This window comes from Streptomyces sp. NEAU-sy36 (genome assembly GCF_013423905.1).
GTDB classification, from domain to species: Bacteria; Actinomycetota; Actinomycetes; order Streptomycetales; family Streptomycetaceae; genus Streptomyces; species Streptomyces misionensis.
This window is the reverse complement of sequence record NZ_CP058977.1, coordinates 3,631,599-3,649,223: the sequence shown is the minus strand read 5'-3', so window position 1 is coordinate 3,649,223 and position 17,625 is coordinate 3,631,599. Positions and strand designations below refer to the sequence as shown.

General features: G+C 74.3%; 14 protein-coding genes. 5 read left to right on the top strand and 9 right to left on the bottom strand.

All coding sequences use genetic code 11. The annotated features are described in order from the left end of the window. Window positions 1-22: 22 nt before the first annotated feature. The 3 genes from HZZ00_RS16855 to HZZ00_RS16845 are packed head-to-tail and all read right to left on the bottom strand — an operon-like array spanning window position 23 to window position 3,251. Window positions 23-1,243, bottom strand: a complete 1,221-nt coding sequence (locus HZZ00_RS16855) for a ferritin-like domain-containing protein (protein WP_180332955.1) — start codon at window positions 1,241-1,243, stop codon at window positions 23-25. Beyond that, window positions 1,240-2,094 (bottom strand): phosphate/phosphite/phosphonate ABC transporter substrate-binding protein, encoded by an 855-nt coding sequence (locus HZZ00_RS16850; protein ID WP_180332954.1) that lies wholly within the window; start codon window positions 2,092-2,094, stop codon window positions 1,240-1,242. The genes HZZ00_RS16855 and HZZ00_RS16850 overlap by 4 nt, the downstream gene beginning before the upstream one ends. Next, a complete protein-coding gene (locus HZZ00_RS16845; protein WP_180332953.1) occupies window positions 2,091-3,251 on the bottom strand; it encodes an acyl-CoA dehydrogenase family protein in 1,161 nt (386 codons plus the stop codon). The genes HZZ00_RS16850 and HZZ00_RS16845 overlap by 4 nt, the downstream gene beginning before the upstream one ends. 261 nt (window positions 3,252-3,512) lie before the next feature. Between HZZ00_RS16845 and HZZ00_RS16840 the strand changes: the two genes are divergently transcribed. Further along, the gene (locus HZZ00_RS16840; RefSeq protein ID WP_180332952.1) at window positions 3,513-4,235 is read left to right on the top strand and encodes an SMI1/KNR4 family protein; all 723 of its coding nucleotides are present in this window, start codon (window positions 3,513-3,515) and stop codon (window positions 4,233-4,235) included. 157 nt (window positions 4,236-4,392) lie between these two features. Here the strand turns inward: HZZ00_RS16840 and HZZ00_RS16835 are convergent, their stop codons facing one another. After that, the gene (locus HZZ00_RS16835; RefSeq protein WP_180332951.1) at window positions 4,393-5,751 is read right to left on the bottom strand and encodes a carbohydrate-binding protein; all 1,359 of its coding nucleotides are present in this window, start codon (window positions 5,749-5,751) and stop codon (window positions 4,393-4,395) included. 68 nt (window positions 5,752-5,819) lie between these two features. After that, window positions 5,820-6,845: a LysR family transcriptional regulator gene (locus tag HZZ00_RS16830; RefSeq protein ID WP_180332950.1), complete on the bottom strand. Its 1,026-nt coding sequence runs from the start codon at window positions 6,843-6,845 to the stop codon at window positions 5,820-5,822. Between the two features lie 105 nt (window positions 6,846-6,950). Between HZZ00_RS16830 and HZZ00_RS16825 the strand changes: the two genes are divergently transcribed. From HZZ00_RS16825 to HZZ00_RS16810, 4 genes are all read left to right on the top strand, one after another. After that, entirely contained in the window at window positions 6,951-7,886 is a 936-nt protein-coding gene (locus HZZ00_RS16825; RefSeq protein WP_180332949.1) for an AraC family transcriptional regulator, read from the top strand. Between the two features lie 33 nt (window positions 7,887-7,919). Next, window positions 7,920-8,774 (top strand): carbohydrate-binding protein, encoded by an 855-nt coding sequence (locus HZZ00_RS16820; RefSeq protein WP_180332948.1) that lies wholly within the window; start codon window positions 7,920-7,922, stop codon window positions 8,772-8,774. Between the two features lie 220 nt (window positions 8,775-8,994). Then, window positions 8,995-9,477 carry a GNAT family N-acetyltransferase gene (locus HZZ00_RS16815; protein ID WP_180332947.1) on the top strand — a complete coding sequence of 161 codons (483 nt, stop codon included), beginning with the start codon at window positions 8,995-8,997 and terminating at the stop codon, window positions 9,475-9,477. Between the two features lie 360 nt (window positions 9,478-9,837). Continuing rightward, a complete protein-coding gene (locus tag HZZ00_RS16810) occupies window positions 9,838-11,586 on the top strand; it encodes a SpoIIE family protein phosphatase (protein ID WP_180332946.1) in 1,749 nt (582 codons plus the stop codon). 60 nt (window positions 11,587-11,646) lie between these two features. On the opposite strand, the gene HZZ00_RS16805 is transcribed toward HZZ00_RS16810, so the two are convergent. The 4 genes from HZZ00_RS16805 to HZZ00_RS16795 all read right to left on the bottom strand — a co-directional run bounded on the left by HZZ00_RS16805 (window position 11,647) and on the right by HZZ00_RS16795 (window position 17,557). After that, window positions 11,647-13,824: a prolyl oligopeptidase family serine peptidase gene (locus HZZ00_RS16805; RefSeq protein WP_374028533.1), complete on the bottom strand. Its 2,178-nt coding sequence runs from the start codon at window positions 13,822-13,824 to the stop codon at window positions 11,647-11,649. A 566-nt stretch (window positions 13,825-14,390) separates the two neighbouring features. Further along, on the bottom strand, window positions 14,391-16,175 hold the full coding sequence (locus HZZ00_RS16800; protein ID WP_180332945.1) for an N-acetylglutaminylglutamine amidotransferase: 1,785 nt from the start codon (window positions 16,173-16,175) through the stop codon (window positions 14,391-14,393). Next, window positions 16,175-16,309 (bottom strand): hypothetical protein, encoded by a 135-nt coding sequence (locus tag HZZ00_RS38385; RefSeq protein ID WP_257585836.1) that lies wholly within the window; start codon window positions 16,307-16,309, stop codon window positions 16,175-16,177. The genes HZZ00_RS16800 and HZZ00_RS38385 overlap by 1 nt, the downstream gene beginning before the upstream one ends. Window positions 16,310-16,393: 84 nt before the next feature. After that, complete coding sequence (locus tag HZZ00_RS16795) at window positions 16,394-17,557, bottom strand: YbdK family carboxylate-amine ligase (protein WP_180332944.1); 1,164 nt, start codon at window positions 17,555-17,557, stop codon at window positions 16,394-16,396. Window positions 17,558-17,625 lie beyond the last annotated feature (68 nt).

Genomic DNA, 17,625 nt, shown 5'->3' with positions numbered 1-17,625 from the left:
TCGAGTATGGGCGGTGAGTCGTTCACATGAAATTGCGGGTGTGCAGGGCCGAGAGGGCCGCCGCCTCGTCGTCCGGGAAGCCCAGTCGGGACAGCCGGTGGCGTCGGCCTTCGTCCATGTCGGCGCGCAGCCGCTGCACCGCGCGCCAGCCGCGTTCGATCGCGTCCGGGTTCCAGGAGCCCGCCGCGAGCAGCACCAGGGCGTCGAAGACCTCCGCGTTCAGGCCGGCGGTGTGCACCAGGGCCTCGTGGCGGCGTTCCACGGCGGCGCGCAGCCTGCCGCGCAGGCGGGGGTCGACGGTGCTGCGGTGTTCGAGGTGGCCCAGGCCGAAGGCGACGTGGCGTGCCTCGTCCTGGCGGACGAGCCGGCTGATGCGGTGCGTGAGGGGGTCGGGTGCGTGCCGTTCGAGGAAGGCCAGGAGGTTGAGGAAGCTGCCTTCGCCGAGCACGGACAGCAGGAAGGAGGCGATGGAGAAGTCCGGCTCCCTCATCAGGGTCGCCAGGGAGGCCCGGCCGCCGACCGACGAGGTGCCCGGCCGGCCGCCCTTGAGCAGCGCTCGCCGGGTGAAGACCTCGACGTGCCGGGCTTCGTCGGCGGCCTGCACGGCGAGCAGTTGCAGCACCTCCCGGAAGTGCGGGTGCACCTGGGTCAGCAGCCGCCCGGGGATGACCAGGGCGGCCTGTTCGTTCTCCACCAGGTAGGTCATCACCTGCACGACGGCCGTCTCGATGTCGTCGGGCAGGGCGAAGGGCGTGTCCCAGGGGATCGCGGTGTGCGGGTCCCATTGGGCGGCGGCCGCCTGGCGGTACAGGCGTGGTGCCAGGTCCGTCCAGGCGGTGTCGCGGTCGGCGACGGCGAAGTGCAGCTCGGGTCCGCCGGCCTCGACGAGCGCACCGCGCGCGGCCAGTCCCCAGTGCGCCGGAGCGTGGTCGGCGACACCGTCCGCTCCGGCGCCTCCGGCGCGTTCGGCACCGTCCCAGCGGTCCGTCGCGGCCGTGCCCCGGCGGACGTGTGCGCGCACGGGGGCTTCGTCGGCGGGTGCGGCGGTGACGGTGTGGCCTTCGCGGCGGCACCAGACGGCCAGGTGGGACAGGAGTTCCGGGTGCGTGCCCGACACGGCGATCTGCCGGCCGGGGGCCACCTCACGCAGCGCCCGGCGCAGCAGCAGGTGCGCTCCCCGGTCGAAGCCGAGTCCGGCGAGGTCCAGCGGCACGGTGTCGGGCCGCGGGGCGCCACCGGTCATGGCCGGTAGCCGGTGGCCGTGACCCGCCCGTCCGGGTCGTAGAAGCCCGTCGCGTCGACGGCGGCCTCCAGTTGCGTGAAGCCGGTCTCGCGTGCGGGGACCCAGCGGGTGAGCCCTTCCAGGTCGAGCAGGTGGCGGACGTCCGGGTCGGCGTAGGACATCGACAGCAGGAGTGTGGTCAGGAGTTCGGCGGGGCCGGCGGCGAGCGCGGGCCCGGCCGCGAGCACGCAGTGGTCGTAGGGGTCCGTGCGGGTGAGCACTCGTGTGCCGTCCGGTGGCAGGGTTCCGTCCTGGGTGAAGGCCAGGTGGTTGGCGTCGATCATGCAGGCTGCCGCGGCCCGGCCGGCCACCAGGGCGTGGGCGGCGTCCCGTTCGCCGCCGATGTGGTCGCCGTGCAGTCCGACGCCGGTGTCGTGGCGTTCGACCCGCAGTCCGGTGCCGGTGTCGAGTCCCAGTTCGCCGAGGTGGCGCAGGGGGATGAGGGTGGCCTGGGGTGAGTCGAGGGCGCCCACCGCGATGTTCCGGCCCTTGAGGTCGGCGACGGCCTCGATGGGTGCGTCGGCCCTGACCACGACGACCGAGGTGAGGTCCTGGTCGGTGTCGCGCATCACGAGCGGTCGGACGCCGGCGCCGGCCGCCCGGGCCAGTCGGCGGGTGCGCAGCCAGGCCAGCGGCGATTGCCAGGCCACGTCGATGCGGCCGCGTACCAGGTCCTCGGTCTGCCGCTCGTAGTGGGCGTAGAGCACGAAGTCGAAGGGGAGCCCCTGCCGCCGCAGCCATGTGCGGAAGCCGGACCAGATGGTCACCACTTTGGCGTCGTAGGCGACGGCCCCCAGCACCAGCGGGTTCACCGGGCCTCCTCGAAGAGCGGCAGGCCCAGTCCGGCCCGTCCGCAGAAGTCGTACAACGCCTCGGTGGTCGGTGCCATCACGCGTGCTGCCAGCGCGTCGCGGAAGCGGCGTTCCACGCCCAGTTCGCGGCGGAAGGCGCTGCCTCCGCACAGCCGCATGACACCGTCCGCCACCTCGGCGGTGGTCTCGGCGGCCAGGGCCTTGACCTGCAACACCCGCGATGTCGCGTCGGGGCGGCCGGTGTCGAGTGCGGCGAGGGTGTCGTCGAGGAAGGTGCGGGCGGCGTCGGCGCGCAGCCGCAGCAGGGCGTAGTCGCGGCGGGCGAGCGGCTGCTCGGCCAGAGTCTGCCGTAGGTGTTCCAGGCGTGCGGTGCGCAGGTGTTTGGCGGCCAGGGTCAGCAGCGCCTCGCTCACGCCGGTGCAGAAGGCGGCGCTCAGCACGAGGAAGCGGGGCAGCGCCAACTCCAGTGCGACAGCGAGGCCTTGTCCGTCCGCGGCCAGTCGGGCCGTCTCCGGGACCCGTACGTCCTTGGCGCCGACCGGACTGGAGGCGTTGCCGCGCAGCCCGAATCCGTCGTAGTCGCCGTGTACCTCCAGGCCCGCGCTGTCGCTGGGCACGAGCCAGAGGGTCATGGGGCCCGCGGCCCGGAGCGGCCGGCTCGACCAGACGTAGCTGTCGGCCTCTCCGGCCGAAGTGACCCAGGACTTGCGGGCGTTCAGGAGAACGTCGCCGGTGCCGTCCTGCGCGGCGGTGCCCTCCGGCGCCCAGAAGTGACTGCGTGAGCCCTTCTCGGAGAAGGCCAGGGTGCTCAGATGCCGTCCCTCGGCGATCGCCCGCCGTACGGTTTCCGGGCCGTGGGCCTCGATGACGGACACGGCGGCGTAGTGCATGAGCAGCACCATGGCGGTCGAGCCGCAGACGCCGGCCAGCCGCTCGACGACGCCGGCCGCCTGCCGCAGATCCGCGCCGGATCCTCCGAACTCCGGGTCGCTGAGCAGGCCCAGGGCGCCCGCGGCGGCCAGGGCTCGTACGCCGTCCCTGGGGAAGGCGCCGTCCCGGTCGACTTGTTCGGCCAGCGGTTCGACGACGTCGCGGATCACCGCGTCCAGACCTTGCACAGTGTCCGGCGTCTGCACGGAGTGGGCGGGCTGCGGCATGGAGGCCCCTTCACGATCGGTGTGTTATGCCACTTTCCCACTCCATTAACCTGGTCTGGACGGAAACGCGCCGCGCCAGTCCGGAAAGGCGGTCGTCCGCGAAACGACGGGCCGGTCGGCGCCAACGGGTTCGCCACCATGCCCCGGCCGCCGATGCCGTGCCGCCGATACCGATCTCCGCCTTCCGGTCGAGGTCACGGTGTGCACCGCCCGGCCCGCCCTCCTGGCGGATCCCGGGTGCGGAACGGATATCGTCCTGGCATGACACAAGCGTTCGATCTCGCGGCATCGCTCACCGGAGGCGTCGAAGGCCGCAGTGGTGCGTGGGCCTTCGTCCGGGGCTTCGCCGCTCACTGGACCGGCACGGCTCTCGGGGGCGACGCCGGGTGGACGGAAGCCGACCTCGACGCCGCGGAGGAGCGACTGGGTCTCAGGCTCCCCGCGGCGTTGCGCGAGGCGTATCTGCTGTTCGGGCGCCGACGGGAACTGACGAGCAACCACGACGTGTTGCTCGATCCGGCGGAGTTGTACGTCGACGCGGCGAAGGAGGCCCTGGTCTTCCGGCACGAGAACCAGGGGGCCGCGTCCTGGGGCATCCTTCTCGACAGCCTCCAAGGCGACGATCCCGCGGTGTTCGTCCGGCTCGACCTCGCCGACAAGAGTGCCGAGCGGTGGGTGGGCTGGCTGGAGCGTCTTTCCCTGTGCTTCGTCGAGATCGTCCTGTCCGAGTCCCTGCACGCCGACGAGGAACTCTGCGATTACCTCGACCTGTACGGCGACGAGGCCGAGATGCTGGAGGCGAACTCCGTCCGGCTGCCGTTCCCGGAGTACCCCGTCGGCGATGAGTACGGGAGCCGGTGGTGCCTGGCCCAGGACGTCCTGCTGCGGGTCGACGGCGGCGCCGCCCTGCTGGCCCGTGGCCGGACGGCGGACGATCTCGACCGCGTGCGCGACCTGATCCCGGGCGACTGGCTCAACGGCTGACGCCCGCCCCGGTCGGGTCCCGGCGCGGACGGCCCCGGCCGGTTCGTCGGCCGGCGCCGGTGCCCTGGGTCTTCCCCCCTCGGTGGGCACCGGCGCCGGCGCCGTCGCAGACGCCTTGGGACGTCCCGGCGGACGGCGGGCGGGACGGGCCAGCCGCTCACACCCGCTGCCACAGCGCCGGTGTGTTCGGCGGCTCCCAGCCCGGCTGGGCCTGGTGGGTCTGGAGGCAGCGGTAGGTGGCACCGCCGTACGTCACCGTGTCGCCCGCCTGGTAGACGGTGCCCGCGGACCAGGTGCCGCCGGGGTTGCCGGGGCCGCCCGGGTCTCCGGGGCCGGACGCGGCGGTCTTCAGGGTGAGGCCGTAGTTCTGGAGGATCGGGTTGACCGGCTGGAAGTAGGTCGTACCGCCGCTCGTGCAGTCGCCCGAACCGCCCGAGGTGACGCCCTGCGCCTGGCTGCCGGAGATGAACGAGCCGCCCGAGTCGCCGGGTTCCGCGCACACCGAGGTGCGGGTGACGCCGGCGACGGTGCCCTCCTGGTACGTCACACTGGTGTTGAGCTGCTGCACCGTGCCGCAGTGCCAGCCGGAAGTGGATCCGGAACGGCACACGGAGGAGCCGACCGTGGCCTGCACGGATCCGGCGACCTGCTGGCTGGAGCCGTTGACGTACGGTGTCGCCGTCCAGTTGGCGTTGGTGGCCACCCAGGCCATGTCGTTGCCGGGGAAGACCGACGCCTGGAACGTGCCCTGCGCGGTCCGGTCGGAGCCGGTGGTGGTGCTGCCGGCGTGCCCGCAGTGGCCGGCCGTGGCGAAGCCCTGCTGGGTGCCCCGGGTCACCGGAAAGCCGATCGAGCAGCGGGCGCTGTTGTCGATGTAGTAGGCGTCACCGCCCCGCAGGTCGGCGAGGGGGCGTGGCCGTTCGGCGGACTTCACGATCCGGGCGAGGGAGGCGTCGACGCCGGCCGCGGCGAGCAGGGAGCGGGCGGCGGCCGGCCGTATCGCCTGCACCACCAGCGCGTTGGTGCGTACGTCGACGTACCAGACCGGGGTGTCGGTGGTGCCGTGGCGCGCGGCGGCCCGGTCCACGCGTGCCTTGGCCGCGTCCAGCGCGGCCAGGGAGTGGTGCACCACGACCGCGTGGGCGCCCCGCGCCCGGATGGCTCGCGCGTCGGCCGCATCCGTCGTGGCGACGGTCAGGGTGTCCGAGAGGGTGCCGCTCACCCAGGCGCCCGCGAAGTGCGCGCCCACGGTGGCGCGCAGCCGGCCCGCGGTGGCGCCCGCCTCGGCCTCGTTGGCCAGTCGGCGGTCCGCCTGCCGCCGGTTCAGGCCGAGATCGCGTTGCAGCGCGGCGAGGAGGCCGGGGGGTGCCGCTGCGGTGCGGAGGCTGTCGGCCGCCGTCGGCGGGGCGGCGGGAAGGGAGGGCTGGGCGCTCGCGGAGCCGCTGAGCCCGGCCGCGAGCAGGGCACCCGCCGCCGCGACGGCGGCGCACGCGGCTCTGAGGTGTCGTTGGAGCATGGGGAGATCTCCTCGGATTCGGTGGGGTGCCGAAACCGTAGGGACGAGCCGCCCCGGCCCGTAAGACGTCAACCGACCCCCTGCCCGCGCGATATGGAACCCGTACCGGGTGCCGTGGCGTGCGCGGGACGGGGCGTGGTTTCGGGGCCCGGGCGCTGGTGCGCGAGCCAGCGCGCGTAGCTGTCGCTGCGCGCCGCGGCGCCCGCGTGCGCCTCGCGGGCCTGGGCGAGCACCGTGGCCGCGGTGTCCGGTCGCTGTCCGGCCGGGTGCCAGCCCAGCAGGTGCCGCCACATCAGGGGCGTGCCGGCGAGCGGACGGATGGCGAGTCCGGGCGTCGGCGGGAAGGTGGCCCGGCACAGGCCCACCGCCCGGCCCACCTGCACCAGGTGCACACAGGACGCGGTGTCCGTCTCGTACATGCGCCGGGGAGTGAAGCCGGCCCGGGCGCAGGCCGCGGTGAAGCAGTCCGCGAAACAGCCGTCGCCGGGAACGCAGGCCCACTCCTCGTCCGCGAGCGCGGCCAGGCCGACCTCCCGTGCGCGGGCCAGCCGGTGGCCGTCGGCGAGCATCACGAAGACCGGGTCGACGGCGATCTCCTCCCAGACGAGGTACGGGGATTCGGGCGGCGGGGTCGAGCCGCAGGTGCCGGCCAGCGCGAAGTCCAGGCGCCCCTCGGTCAGCATCTCCGCGAGCTCGCGCTCGGACCAGGAGGCACAGGTGGTCACGGTGGTGCCGGGCGCGGCGTCGGCCAGTCGGTCCACCAGCGCGCCCAGCAGCGGCCCGTGCGTTCCGCCGAGCCGCAGCCACTCCCCCTCCTCCCCCCGGGTCCGGGCGAACCGGGCGGCTTCCCGCTGGAGTTCGCTCACCGCGGGCAGCACGATGCGGGTGCGTTCCAGCACCAGCTCGCCGAGGGCCGTGGTCCGTACGCCGTGCCGGCCGCGCTCGAACAGGGCGCCGCCCAGTGCCCGTTCGATGCGCTTCAGCTGGGCACTGAGGGCGGGCTGTGCGAGCCCGAGCGCCGTGGCCGCCCTGGTCAGACTGCCCGCGTCCGCGATGGCCCGAATGGTCTTCAGATGCCGCAACTCCAGCTCCATGAAGGGAGCTTGCGGTGCGGGAGGGCGAGGGGCAAGAGGTTGGTCCAGACCAGAGCGGGAACGGATGTGCCGACCCGACCGGTGCCCGAGAAAGGAGTGCGACCGATGCGCAGCACCACGGTCCTACCGGGAGTTCCCAGCCTGCCCTCCTGCCCGGGGGATGTGCCGCTGCACCGGCTGGAGGTGGCCGGGCCCGGCGCCCCGCCCTTCGCGGCGGGCTCCTTCGAGGAAGTGGGTCCGCTGTCCCGGTGGGACCGGCCGCACCGGCACACCTTCTACGAGATCGTCCACGTCCGCGCCGGTTCGGGCACCCATGTCGTCGATCTCGCCCGGTGGCCGGTGCGCCCCCCGCAGCTGACCGTGATCCTGCCCGGCCAGGTGCACCACTGGGAGGGCGGCCGGGGCCCGGAGGGGTCGCTCGTGCTGTTCACCGACGACTTCCTGGTGGACCATCCCGGCGACCGCGCGGTGCTGCGGGAACTCGGCTCGCGGTGGTTCGCGCTGGACACCGGGCACGACCGGTCGGTCGGGTCCCTGATCGGCGAACTGGTCACGGAGTACCGGCAGCGGGCCCCGGGGCACGAGAGCGTCCTGCGGTCCCTGCTCCATGTGCTCGTCGTACGCGCCGCCCGGCTCCCGGTCCACGACGGCCACCGGAGCGCCCCGGGCGGCCGGGGCCGTACGGCCGCCGTGGCCGAGGCGTTCGCGCGGCTGATCGGCCGTTCGGAGGCGTCGGGCTGGACGGTGCAGGAGTGCGCCGACCGGCTGGGCGTCACGCCCGGGTACCTCACCCAGGCGGTGCGGGCCGCGACCGGCCGCCCGCCCGGACGGCTGCTCATCGAGGCACGCGTGTACCTGGCCCAGCAACTGCTCGCCCACACCCAGCTGTCGGTGCGGCAGGTAGCCGCCCGCACCGGATTCGCCGACCCGGCCTACTTCGGCCGGTTCTTCCGGCGCGAGACCGGTGTCAGTCCCGGGGCCTTCCGAAAACACCAGAGCCGCCACCGTCCGTCCCTCGAAGCCCCGCCCGGGACCGCCTAGTTTCGTTGCCCGCCACCCCCACAAGGAGGAGACATGGACGGATCAGCCACGCACGGCGCGGGCACGAACGAACCCGGCGCCGACCGCGAACCGGGATCTCCCCGGCTCGTCCACCGCAAGACGGTGCTGCGCGCGGCCCTCGCGGCCGCCGCCGCGATACCCGTCGCCCTGGCCGGCGGGCCGGCCCTCGCCCGCGCCGCGGCGGCCGGCGGTACCGCTCCGCGACTCACCCCGTCCTGCGACGACGGCGACGACCCGACCCCGCAGCAGATCGAAGGCCCCTACTTCAAGCCGGACTCGCCGCAGCGCACCAGCCTGCTGGAGCCCGGTCTGCCCGGCACCCCGCTCACCGTGACCGGCTATGTCTTCGGCCGCGCCTGCCTCCCACTGAGCGGTGTCCTGCTGGACTTCTGGCAGGCCGACGACGACGGCGCCTACGACAACACCGGGTTCCGGCTGCGCGGGCACCAGTTCACCGACTCCCGCGGCGCGTTCACGCTCACCACCATCGTGCCGGGCCTCTACCCGGGACGGACCCGCCACCTCCACGTCAAGCTCCAGGCGCCGGGGCGGCCGGTCCTGACGACGCAGCTGTACTTCCCGAACGAGCCGCGCAACAACACCGACACGATCTTCGATCCGCGGCTGCTGATGACCGTGCGCGACGCGGGCGGCGGCCGGGAGGCGGCGTTCGACTTCGTCCTCGACGTCCCGCAGGACCAGGGTCCCGGCCCCACACCGCCGGACGGGACCTGGGCCGTGGGTGTCGGCTACCGGGCCGGGGACCGGGTCACGTACGCCGGCCGCGCCTACGTCTGCCTCCAGCCGCACACGGCCCAGCCGGGCTGGGAACCGCCGAAGGTTCCGGCGCTGTGGCGCGCCGAGTGAACGGGCGGCCCGGCGTCCGCCGTCCCGGCGGCGCGTAGTCCGACGGCGCGGATCGCTCCCGCAACGGGGAGCGGTCCGCGTCGTCCGCGTGCGGGGCCCGGCCACGGGGAGGGGGAGGGACCCGCCCGAACGCCGCAACCCGCCCACCGGCGCGGTCGTCGCCGTGTCACGGGCGCGCACGACGCTCCCCGAAGGGCGGAGCGCCTGCCATGATCCCGTCATGCGCACACGGATCACCCCGGCCGGGACGGCCGACCTGCACCAGGTTCTCTCTGATCACCACCGGTACTGGGGAGAACGCGACCTGCGGTCCCTGCACCTGACGGCGCTGGTGCAGGAGTTCGGCGAGACCTGTCTGGTGGCCCGGGCCGAGGACGGCATCCACGGGTACGTCATCGGGTTCGTCACGCCGGCCCGCACCGGGTACGTGCACCTGATCGCCACACGGGACGACGCCCGCGGCACCGGTCTCGGGCGCCGCCTGTACACGGCGTTCGCCGAGGCCGCGCAGCGCCATGGCGCCGTGCGTCTGAAGGCGATCACATCGCCCGGGAACACCGGCTCGATCGCGTTCCACCGCCGCCTCGGGTTCGAGGCGAGGACCGTCGACGACTACAACGGTCCCGGCCGGGCGATGGTCGTCTTCGGCCGCCCCCTCCCGCTCGACGGCGAGGACGCGTGCGCGGGCACGCCGGAGGGCTGACACGGCACCGTCTTCCGCCGCTCGCTCTCGCACCCCGGCTCGTCGGTGGGCTGCTCAAGGCGTTCGGCACGCGGTGGCCGCGACCGCGGCGGAACCGCCGGATGGGTTGTCCGGACGGGCAGGGGGAAGTCGGGCGGGATGAACGTACGCACTCGGTCCACGCCGATCCCGAGGGCGGCGGCGTCGATGACGCCGCCGCCCGGCCCAATGGGCGCGCCGCAGCCCTTGGGGTGGATCTCCAGGGACGTGTCGCCCGGCTGGTAGAGCGGGCTGCGGGTGCGGGAACAGTCATGCAGGGGCCGTCGGGCGGGCGGCCGGCTCCGGCCGGGCACACGAGGATCGAAGAGGGAGACCAGGACCATGGTGGGACCGGAGAGCACGCAGGCCGGACGGAAGGAGTCCGCGGTGGTGCCCTCTGCTCACCTCGCCCCGGCGCTGGACGCCATCGGGGCGGGAGCCTACATCGTGGACGAGCAGGGCTGCGTCATCGCCGTCAACAGCCGCGCCGAGGAGCTGCTGGGCCATACCGCCGACGAACTCATGGGGCAGGACGCGCACGACCTGCTGCACCGCGGGCCGCAGGGCCAGCAGCTGCCCGCGACGCAGTGCGGCATGCGGCAGGCGTTCCTGGCCGGGTGCCCGGCCCAGGGCGGCGAAGAGTACTTCGAGCACGCCGACGGCTCCCTGCTCCCGGTCTCCTGGACGCTCACGCCGTACGACGTCGGTGAGGAGGGCACCGGCACGCTGGTCGTCTTCTTCCCCCGCCGGGCGGCCGCCGACACCGGACCGCCCCGGGAGCAGTCCGCCGGAACGCTGACCGACTTCGAGCGGCTGGCCCTGCTCGCCGAGACCACGACACAGCTGACGAGCACGTTCGACATCGACGAGGCGCTGCGCCGGCTGGTGGGGCTGGTCCTGCCGCGCCTCGCGGACTGGGCCGTCATCGATCTGATCACCGAACGCGACGAGGTGTGGCGCACCGTCGTGGCCCAGGCCGACGGCGACGTCCTGATCCGCCACGAGGACCTCGAAGGGCCGATGCCGCCGGTCCCGGAGGAGTCCCTGATGCCCCTGTCGAAGGCGCTGCGGGGCGTCTCCTCCGCCTTGGCCGACCCCGACACCTACCAGGGCGCGCCGGACTCCGGCATCACGGCCGAGCAGCGTCGTCTCTTCGAGAGCGCCGGCGTGCACTCCGCCGCCATGGTGCCCCTGCGCAGCACCCGGGACGTCCTGGGAGCCCTCACCCTCGGCCGTGCCAGCAAGCCGGGCAGCTTCACCGTCGCCGACCTGCCCCTACTGGAGGACATCGCGCGCCGGGCCGGCCTGGCCCTGGACAACGCCCGCCTCTACCAGCGCCAGCGCAAGGTCGCCGAGACCATGCAGAACCATCTGCTGCCCCAGATGCCGCGCGTGCCCGGGCTCCAGATGGCCGTGCGCTACCTGCCCGCCCCCGACGCCTCGCAGGTCGGCGGCGACTGGTACGACGCCTTCACCCTGCCCGACGGCGCCACCGCGCTCGCCGTCGGCGACGTCGTCGGCCACGACCTGGAAGCCGCCGCGGGCATGGCCCAGCTGCGCAACATGCTGCGCGCCTACGCCTGGGCCCAGGAAGGGCCGCCCAGCCGGATCGTCGACCGCCTGGACGAGGCGATCATGCCGATCACCGACGTGACCATGGCCACCCTCGTCCTCGCTCGGGTGACCCGGACCGACGACGGCCACTGGCAGCTGTCCTGGACCAACGCCGGTCACCCCCCGCCCCTGCTCATCACGCGGGACGGTCTGGCGGAGTACCTGACCGACGGCCACGGGCTCCTGCTGGGGACCGGGGTGCGCATGTCGCGTTCCGACGCCACCGTCCTCCTGCCACCGGGCTCCACCCTCGTGCTCTACACCGACGGACTCGTCGAGAAACCGGGCCACACCCTCGACGACGGCCTGAACCAGCTGCGCCGGCACGCCGCCGCCCTCGCCCACCGCCCGCTGCCGTCCTTCACCGACCAGCTCCTGCGCCGCGTCCAGCCGCCGGGTCTCGACGACGTCGCCCTGCTCGCCCTGCGCACCCCCGCGCGGGAGCGCGGGGGCACGGCCCCGTCCAGGGCCGAGTGAGCGGTGCACCGCCTCCCCGCGAGGGGTGGGTCGCGCGGCCGGGAGCGGGCGGCCCCGATGTCAGCCGGTCAGATGACGCTGGATCCAGTCGGCGGCGGCCCTGCGGAAGGCGCGGCGGTTGTCCGCCCGCCGGAAGTCGTGGCCCTCGTCGCGCAGGACCAGGAGTTCCGCCTCCACACCGCGCTCCCGGGCCGCCCGCACGAACTGCTCGGACTCGCCGGGCGGCACGTTGGTGTCGTGCTCGCCGTGCACCGCCAGCACCGGCACGCGCAGCGCGTCGACGCGGCTCATCGGCGACAGCGCGTGCAGCAGTTCCCGGTCCCGTTCCGGATGCCCGTACTTGTGGGCGGCCGACTGGGCGAGCCATGGCTCGGTGCCCGAGAAGAACGTGGCGAAGTTCGACATGCCGCACACCGGGACGCCGGTGCGGAACAGCTCCGGGTGCCAGACGAGGGAGGCCATCACCAGGTAGCCGCCGTAGGAGTGGCCCATCACGGCCAGCCGGAGCGGGTCGGCCAGGCCCTTCACGACGACGTGCGCCGCGCAGTCGGCGACGTCCTCGATCGCGGCGAACCGGCCCCGGCCCAGGTCCGCGTCGACGAAGGAGCGGCCGTAGCCGGAGGAACCGCGCACATCGGGGGCGAAGACGTCCAGTCCCCGGCCCAGCAACTCGTGGTAGAGCGGGTCGAACACCGGGCGCTCCTGTTCCTCCGGGCCGCCGTGCAGATGCAGGACGCAGGGCGCGGGCTCCCTCGGGGAGCGGCCCCGCGCCCGGTAGTACCAGCCGCCGAGGCCCAGGCCGTCCCGGGCGCGGGGGCTCATCGGCACCGGCCGTACGGGGCGGTGGACGCCGGGGGCCACCACGTCCTCGTCCCGCGAGGACCACGGGGTGCGCAGCGCGGCGCCCTGGGGCAGCCACCACACCCCGGGCCGGCGCAGTGATCCCGACAGCGCCACCACGGGGGCGTCCGGGTCCGCGGTGACGGCCACGCGGGTGACCACCTCGTGCGGGAGCGGCACGGCGCGAGGCCGGTCGAGGGCCGTCCCGGGCACCAGCGGGGTCACCTCCAGCTCGCTGACACCGCGCACGTTCCAGGACAGCACCGCGCCGCGGCCGCCGCGGTCCAGGGTCAGCAACTCCAGTCCGCTGCCGTCGCGTTGGGCGGCCACCGTCAGGCCGGTTCGTCCGCCCCTCGGGTCGAGGGCGACGGCGTACAGGGCGGCGTGCTCGCGTTCGTGGTCGCTGCGCAGCCAGAGGGTCCGGGCGTCCGGTGAGAACGCGCCGATCCACGGGTCTCCGTCGGCGACCGGCACCGCGCAGGTCACCCACTGGTCCCGGATGCGCACGACCAGTGCCTCCCGCCGGGCCCGCGGGCCGCGGCGCACCAGCGCCAGCCGCCCGTCCCTGCTGATGTCGCACACGCGCAGGGTGGCGGCCTCCCGTTCACTGGCCACCAGTACGGGGGCGGCCGATCCGTCGGGGTCGACGAGGTAGGCCGACAGCGTCCTGGGACCGGTTTCGGCCCCGGCCGCGTCGTGGCCGGCGGCGGCGGAGACGGTTGCGGCGTGACCGGTCGGCTGTGCGGGGACGGACGGTGCGCCCAGGAGGGTGGCGCGTCCGTCCCGCACGGTCCAGCCCTCCGGATGGACCGTCTCGGCGGCTCCGGAGACGGGCGGCACGGGTGTGGGGACGCCCGCGCCGGGAGCGGCCGCACCACTGTGCTCGGTGCTTGCGGCGCCGGAAACGTCCACATCGGCGAGTGGCAGGCGCGCGGGGGCCTCGGCGACCGTCACGGCGAGCGCGGAGCCGTCGCGCGCCCAGCAGCCGAGGTACGCCGAACTGCCCGGCTCGCCACCCGCCAGGACCCGCCGTCCCGTGCCGTCGGGGCGCACGCACAGCACACGCGTGTGCTCGCTGCCCCCCGGTGCGGTCGTGTAGGCGATCCACCGTCCGTCCGGCGACCAGGCGACCTCGGTCACCGGATCCGGTTCGGCGTCCAGCAGGTGCACGTCGTCACTGTCGACCGGGCCCTCCCACAGCTGCGGCACCCCGCCGCGGTCGCAGATGAACGCGACATGCCGCCCGCCGGGATCCACCGAGGGGTACCAGCAGCCGTGCGAGACGAGCACCCGGGGAACGTCGTCGAGCGACACGGCGGCATCCGGAACGACCAGGGTCTCCGGCGCGGCCTGCGTCTCGCCGCTCGCCGCATGCCCGGACAGCTCGTCGGCGGACACCGCGCGCTCCGTCCCGGGCCGTGACAGGTCCGCCGGTACGTCGTGGGGGTACGGCGGGTTTTGCCGGGGCGACCGGGTCTCGGTCCGGTCCGCTGCCCGCTCCGCCCGCACCGGTCGTCGGAGGCCGGCCGCCGGCACGGTCGGACCGCTCCACGCGAGGGCCGGGCCGTCACCTGCGCGGTCGCCTGCCGCGAACCCCGCCTCGCCGTCGGGGGGCCGCACGCCGCGGGCGGTGTCCGTGCCACGGGCGCGGCCGGGCCGCGTGCGGTCCGCCGCGGTCCGGACCCGGCCGGGTTCCCCGGCTCCCGTCCGGGGTCGGTGCCCGGCATCGGTCGCGTCCTCCGGCCGGCCAGGCTCGGAGCGGTCCGCCAGGTCCGCCAGGTCCGCCGGGTCCGACGCGTCTGCGGGGTCCGCCCGTGGGGCGTCGGCCGCGCTCCCGGGCCGATCGGAGGCGGGGCGCCCGGGCCGATCGGAGGCGGGGCGCCCGGGCGCGTCGCCCGGCGGGCCTGCCCGCACGCCCTCCCCCACGTCCCCGGCCGGGCGCGGTGGGAAGGAGCGGGCGCCGGTCAGCGGATTCCGTGGGTCTGCAGCCATATTTCCAGCAAAGCGGCCTGCCACAGCGCGTTCGCCCCGCGCTTGGTGCGGTGGGCGTCGGGCGCGGCGAGCAGTTCGTCGACGTGACGTTGGCGGTACAGCCCGCGGGCCCGCGCCTCGGGAGCGGAGAGGGCCTCACGGACGCGTTGCAGCACCGGCCCGGCCATGTGCTTGATCGCCGGGACGGGGAAGTAGCCCTTGGGCCGGTCGACGACCTCCCGCGGCAGGACCTTGCGGCCCGCCGCCTTCAGGACGCCTTTCCCGCCGTCCGCCAGTTTGAGTTCCGGCGGGCAGGCGGCAGCCAGTTCGACCAGTTCGTGGTCGAGGAACGGCACGCGTGCCTCCAGCCCCCAGTCCATGGTCATGTTGTCGACCCGTTTGACCGGGTCGTCGACCATCATCACGTGGGTGTCCAGCCGCAGCTCGGCGTCCAGGGCGGTCTCGGCGCCGGGCGTGGCCATGTGGGCCCGCACGAAGTCGCCGGAGACATCGTCGGCGGGCAGCACCGAGGGGTCCAGGAGACGTGCGAGGTCGGCGTGCGGACGGTCGAAGTACGTCTCGGCGTACGCGTCGGGTGCCCGGTGCCGGGGCACGTGGGCCATCTGCGGGTACCAGTGGTAGCCGGCGAAGACCTCGTCGGCGCCCTGACCGCTCTGCACGACCTTGACCTCTTTGGCCACCTGCTCCGACAGGAGGTGGAAGGCGACCACATCGTGGCTGGTCATGGGCTCGCTCATGGCCTGGACTGCCCCGTCCAGGGCCTGCGAGACCCGGTCGGAGGGGACCATCAGCTGGTGGTGGTCGGTGTCGAAGTGCCGTGCCATCAGGTCGGAGTAGTGGAACTCGTCGCCCTCCTCGCCTCCCTCGGCCTCGAAGCCGACGCTGAAGGTGGCCAGGTCGCGCTGCCCCTCGTCGGCCAGCAGCGCCACGATGAGGCTGGAGTCCAGGCCGCCCGACAGCAGCACGCCCACCGGAACGTCGGCGACCATCCGGCGCCGCACGGCCGTGCGCAGCGCCTCCAGTACCGCGTCCGTCCAGTCCTGTGCGGTCAGGCCGGCGTGCTCGGGGCGGCGCGTGTAGAGCGGTTGCCAGTAGCAGTGGTCGCGGTAGGTGCCGTCCGCCTCGACGACCCGCACGGTGGCAGGCGGCAGCTTGCGCACCCCGTTGAGGACGGTGCGGGGTGCGGGCACGGTCGCGTGCCAGCTGAAGTAGTGGTGCAGTGCGGCGGGGTCGAGGGAGGTGTCCACCCCGCCGGCCGTCAGCAGCGCGGGCAGCGAGGAGGCGAACCGCAGCCGTCCGGGCGACTCCGCCAGGTAGAGCGGCTTGATGCCCAGCCGGTCGCGGGCGAGGACCACCCGGCCGCCGGCCTGCTCGACGATCACGAAGGCGAACATGCCGACGAAGTGCTCGACGCAGGAGGCGCCCCACTCCAGGTACGCCTTCAGCACCACCTCGGTGTCGGACTCGGAGTAGAACTGATGGCCCCGGGAGGCGAGTTCGGAGCGCAGTTCACGGTAGTTGTAGACGCACCCGTTGAACACGCCGACGAGCCGCGCCCGGGGGTCGGCCATCGGCTGCGCGCCGCTGTCCGTCAGGTCGATGATCTTCAGTCGCCGGTGGCCGAGTGCGGCGGGCCCCTGTGACCACAGCCCGCGGCCGTCGGGCCCACGGGGCGCGAGCCGGTCTGTCATGCGTTCGACGGCGGCGAGGTCCGGCTGCCGGCCGTCGAACCGGATCTCGCCGCTGAGCCCGCACATCAGGCGGTCACCCCCTTCAGGGCGGCCGCGCCGGGCGCCGGGGGGTGTCCGCCGGGCGGGACGGACGCGCGGGCGGGCCGGGCGGCCGGGCGCGGGTGATCGTCGGTGATGGTGCGGGCGGGGACGTGGGACATGGTGCTGACCACTCTCCTGGGGCGGTCGTCGGGCACCGCCGGTGCCGGACGAAGCGTGGGGCAGGCGGACATGGGATCGACCCGTCAGGATCCGGCGCCTCCGGCGACCGGGCTGAGGTGGGGGGCGCGGGCGGGCCGGGCCGCCACGCCCCCGCGCGGACCGGCTGCGCCGCGGGTCTCGGCGATCAGCAGGTCGACACTGGCGAGCAGGTCATCGCGCCCGGCGGCCTGCCGCAGCCGGTGCGCGGCACTGCCGTCGGCCAGGGCCCGACCGAGCAGCTCGTGCACGTTCTCCCAGTCGCCGGACGCCTCCAGCGCGGGGCGCAGCCGGGCCGTCATGTCGCGCAGCACCCCGTGGGCGGGCACGGCGCGCCGGGTGACCGGGTCGACCAGTACGCCTTCCAGACCGGAGCGGGCGGCTCGCCAGCTCGCGGCCCGGAGCCACTCGTGGTGGCCGTCACACCGGACGGCGTTCCCTCGGGCCAGCCGCTCGCAGGCGTCCCGGACCAGCGCCCGGAAGAGGCCCGCGACGAGCACGACCGTCTCCACCCGCGGACAGGCGTCGCAGATCCGCAGCTCCAGCGTGCGCTGGTGCGCGGAGGGCCGTACGTCCTGGTACGCCATACCGGCGTCGCTGATGGCACCCGAGCCGATCAGCTCGTCCAGCGCCCGGTCGTACGCGGCGGCGTCGGCGTAACAGCCCGGCGGCCCGGCGGTGGGCCAACGCTGCCACAGCATGGTCCGCCAGCTGGCGTAGCCGGTGTCCTCGCCGAGCCAGAACGGCGAGCTGGCGGACAGCGCGAGCAGCGGCGGCAGCCAGGGCGCCACCAGGCACATGGCGCGCACGGCGGTGTCCCGGTCGGGTATGTCGACGTGCACCTGCGCGCTGCAGATCAGCTGCTCGTCGGCGACCCTGCGGTACTCGTCGGCCATGTGCCGGTAGCGGCGCCCGGCGGTGACGTCACCGGGGCTCAACCGGGCCAGCGGCACGGTGCCCGCGGCCACCGTGACCAGGCCGAGCGAGGAGGCGGAGGCGTCCAGCAGCCGCCGTGACCGGGCGAGGTCCGCGAAGAGGGCATCGAGGGTGTCGTGCACCGCGCTGTTGCTCTCCACGGCCGACCGCTGGAGTTCGGTGGTGAATCCGGGCCGGTGCAGCCGGTCCAGAACGGCGCGGGCGCGTGGCACCAGCCGGCCGCTCTCCACGTCCAGCACGTGAAACTCTTCTTCTGCCCCGATGCGCAACGTCACGTCACGTTCTCCCCTTGCCTGGCGCGATCACTGGGCCGTCGCGTACGCGTCCTGCCGGTGAATGGCGC

What these genes read in the sequence shown, in the direction of transcription:
- HZZ00_RS16820 (WP_180332948.1), top strand. Translation starts at nt 7,920, where the DNA reads ATGGACGGATCAGCCACGCACGGCGCGGGCACGAACGAACCCGGCGCC.
- HZZ00_RS38385 (WP_257585836.1), bottom strand. Translation starts at nt 16,309, where the DNA reads ATGTCCCACGTCCCCGCCCGCACCATCACCGACGATCACCCGCGCCCG.
- HZZ00_RS16815 (WP_180332947.1), top strand. Translation starts at nt 8,995, where the DNA reads ATGCGCACACGGATCACCCCGGCCGGGACGGCCGACCTGCACCAGGTT.
- HZZ00_RS16840 (WP_180332952.1), top strand. Translation starts at nt 3,513, where the DNA reads ATGACACAAGCGTTCGATCTCGCGGCATCGCTCACCGGAGGCGTCGAA.
- HZZ00_RS16845 (WP_180332953.1), bottom strand. Translation starts at nt 3,251, where the DNA reads ATGCCGCAGCCCGCCCACTCCGTGCAGACGCCGGACACTGTGCAAGGT.
- HZZ00_RS16835 (WP_180332951.1), bottom strand. Translation starts at nt 5,751, where the DNA reads ATGCTCCAACGACACCTCAGAGCCGCGTGCGCCGCCGTCGCGGCGGCG.
- HZZ00_RS16810 (WP_180332946.1), top strand. Translation starts at nt 9,838, where the DNA reads ATGGTGGGACCGGAGAGCACGCAGGCCGGACGGAAGGAGTCCGCGGTG.
- HZZ00_RS16855 (WP_180332955.1), bottom strand. Translation starts at nt 1,243, where the DNA reads ATGACCGGTGGCGCCCCGCGGCCCGACACCGTGCCGCTGGACCTCGCC.
- HZZ00_RS16800 (WP_180332945.1), bottom strand. Translation starts at nt 16,175, where the DNA reads ATGTGCGGGCTCAGCGGCGAGATCCGGTTCGACGGCCGGCAGCCGGAC.
- HZZ00_RS16830 (WP_180332950.1), bottom strand. Translation starts at nt 6,845, where the DNA reads ATGGAGCTGGAGTTGCGGCATCTGAAGACCATTCGGGCCATCGCGGAC.
- HZZ00_RS16825 (WP_180332949.1), top strand. Translation starts at nt 6,951, where the DNA reads ATGCGCAGCACCACGGTCCTACCGGGAGTTCCCAGCCTGCCCTCCTGC.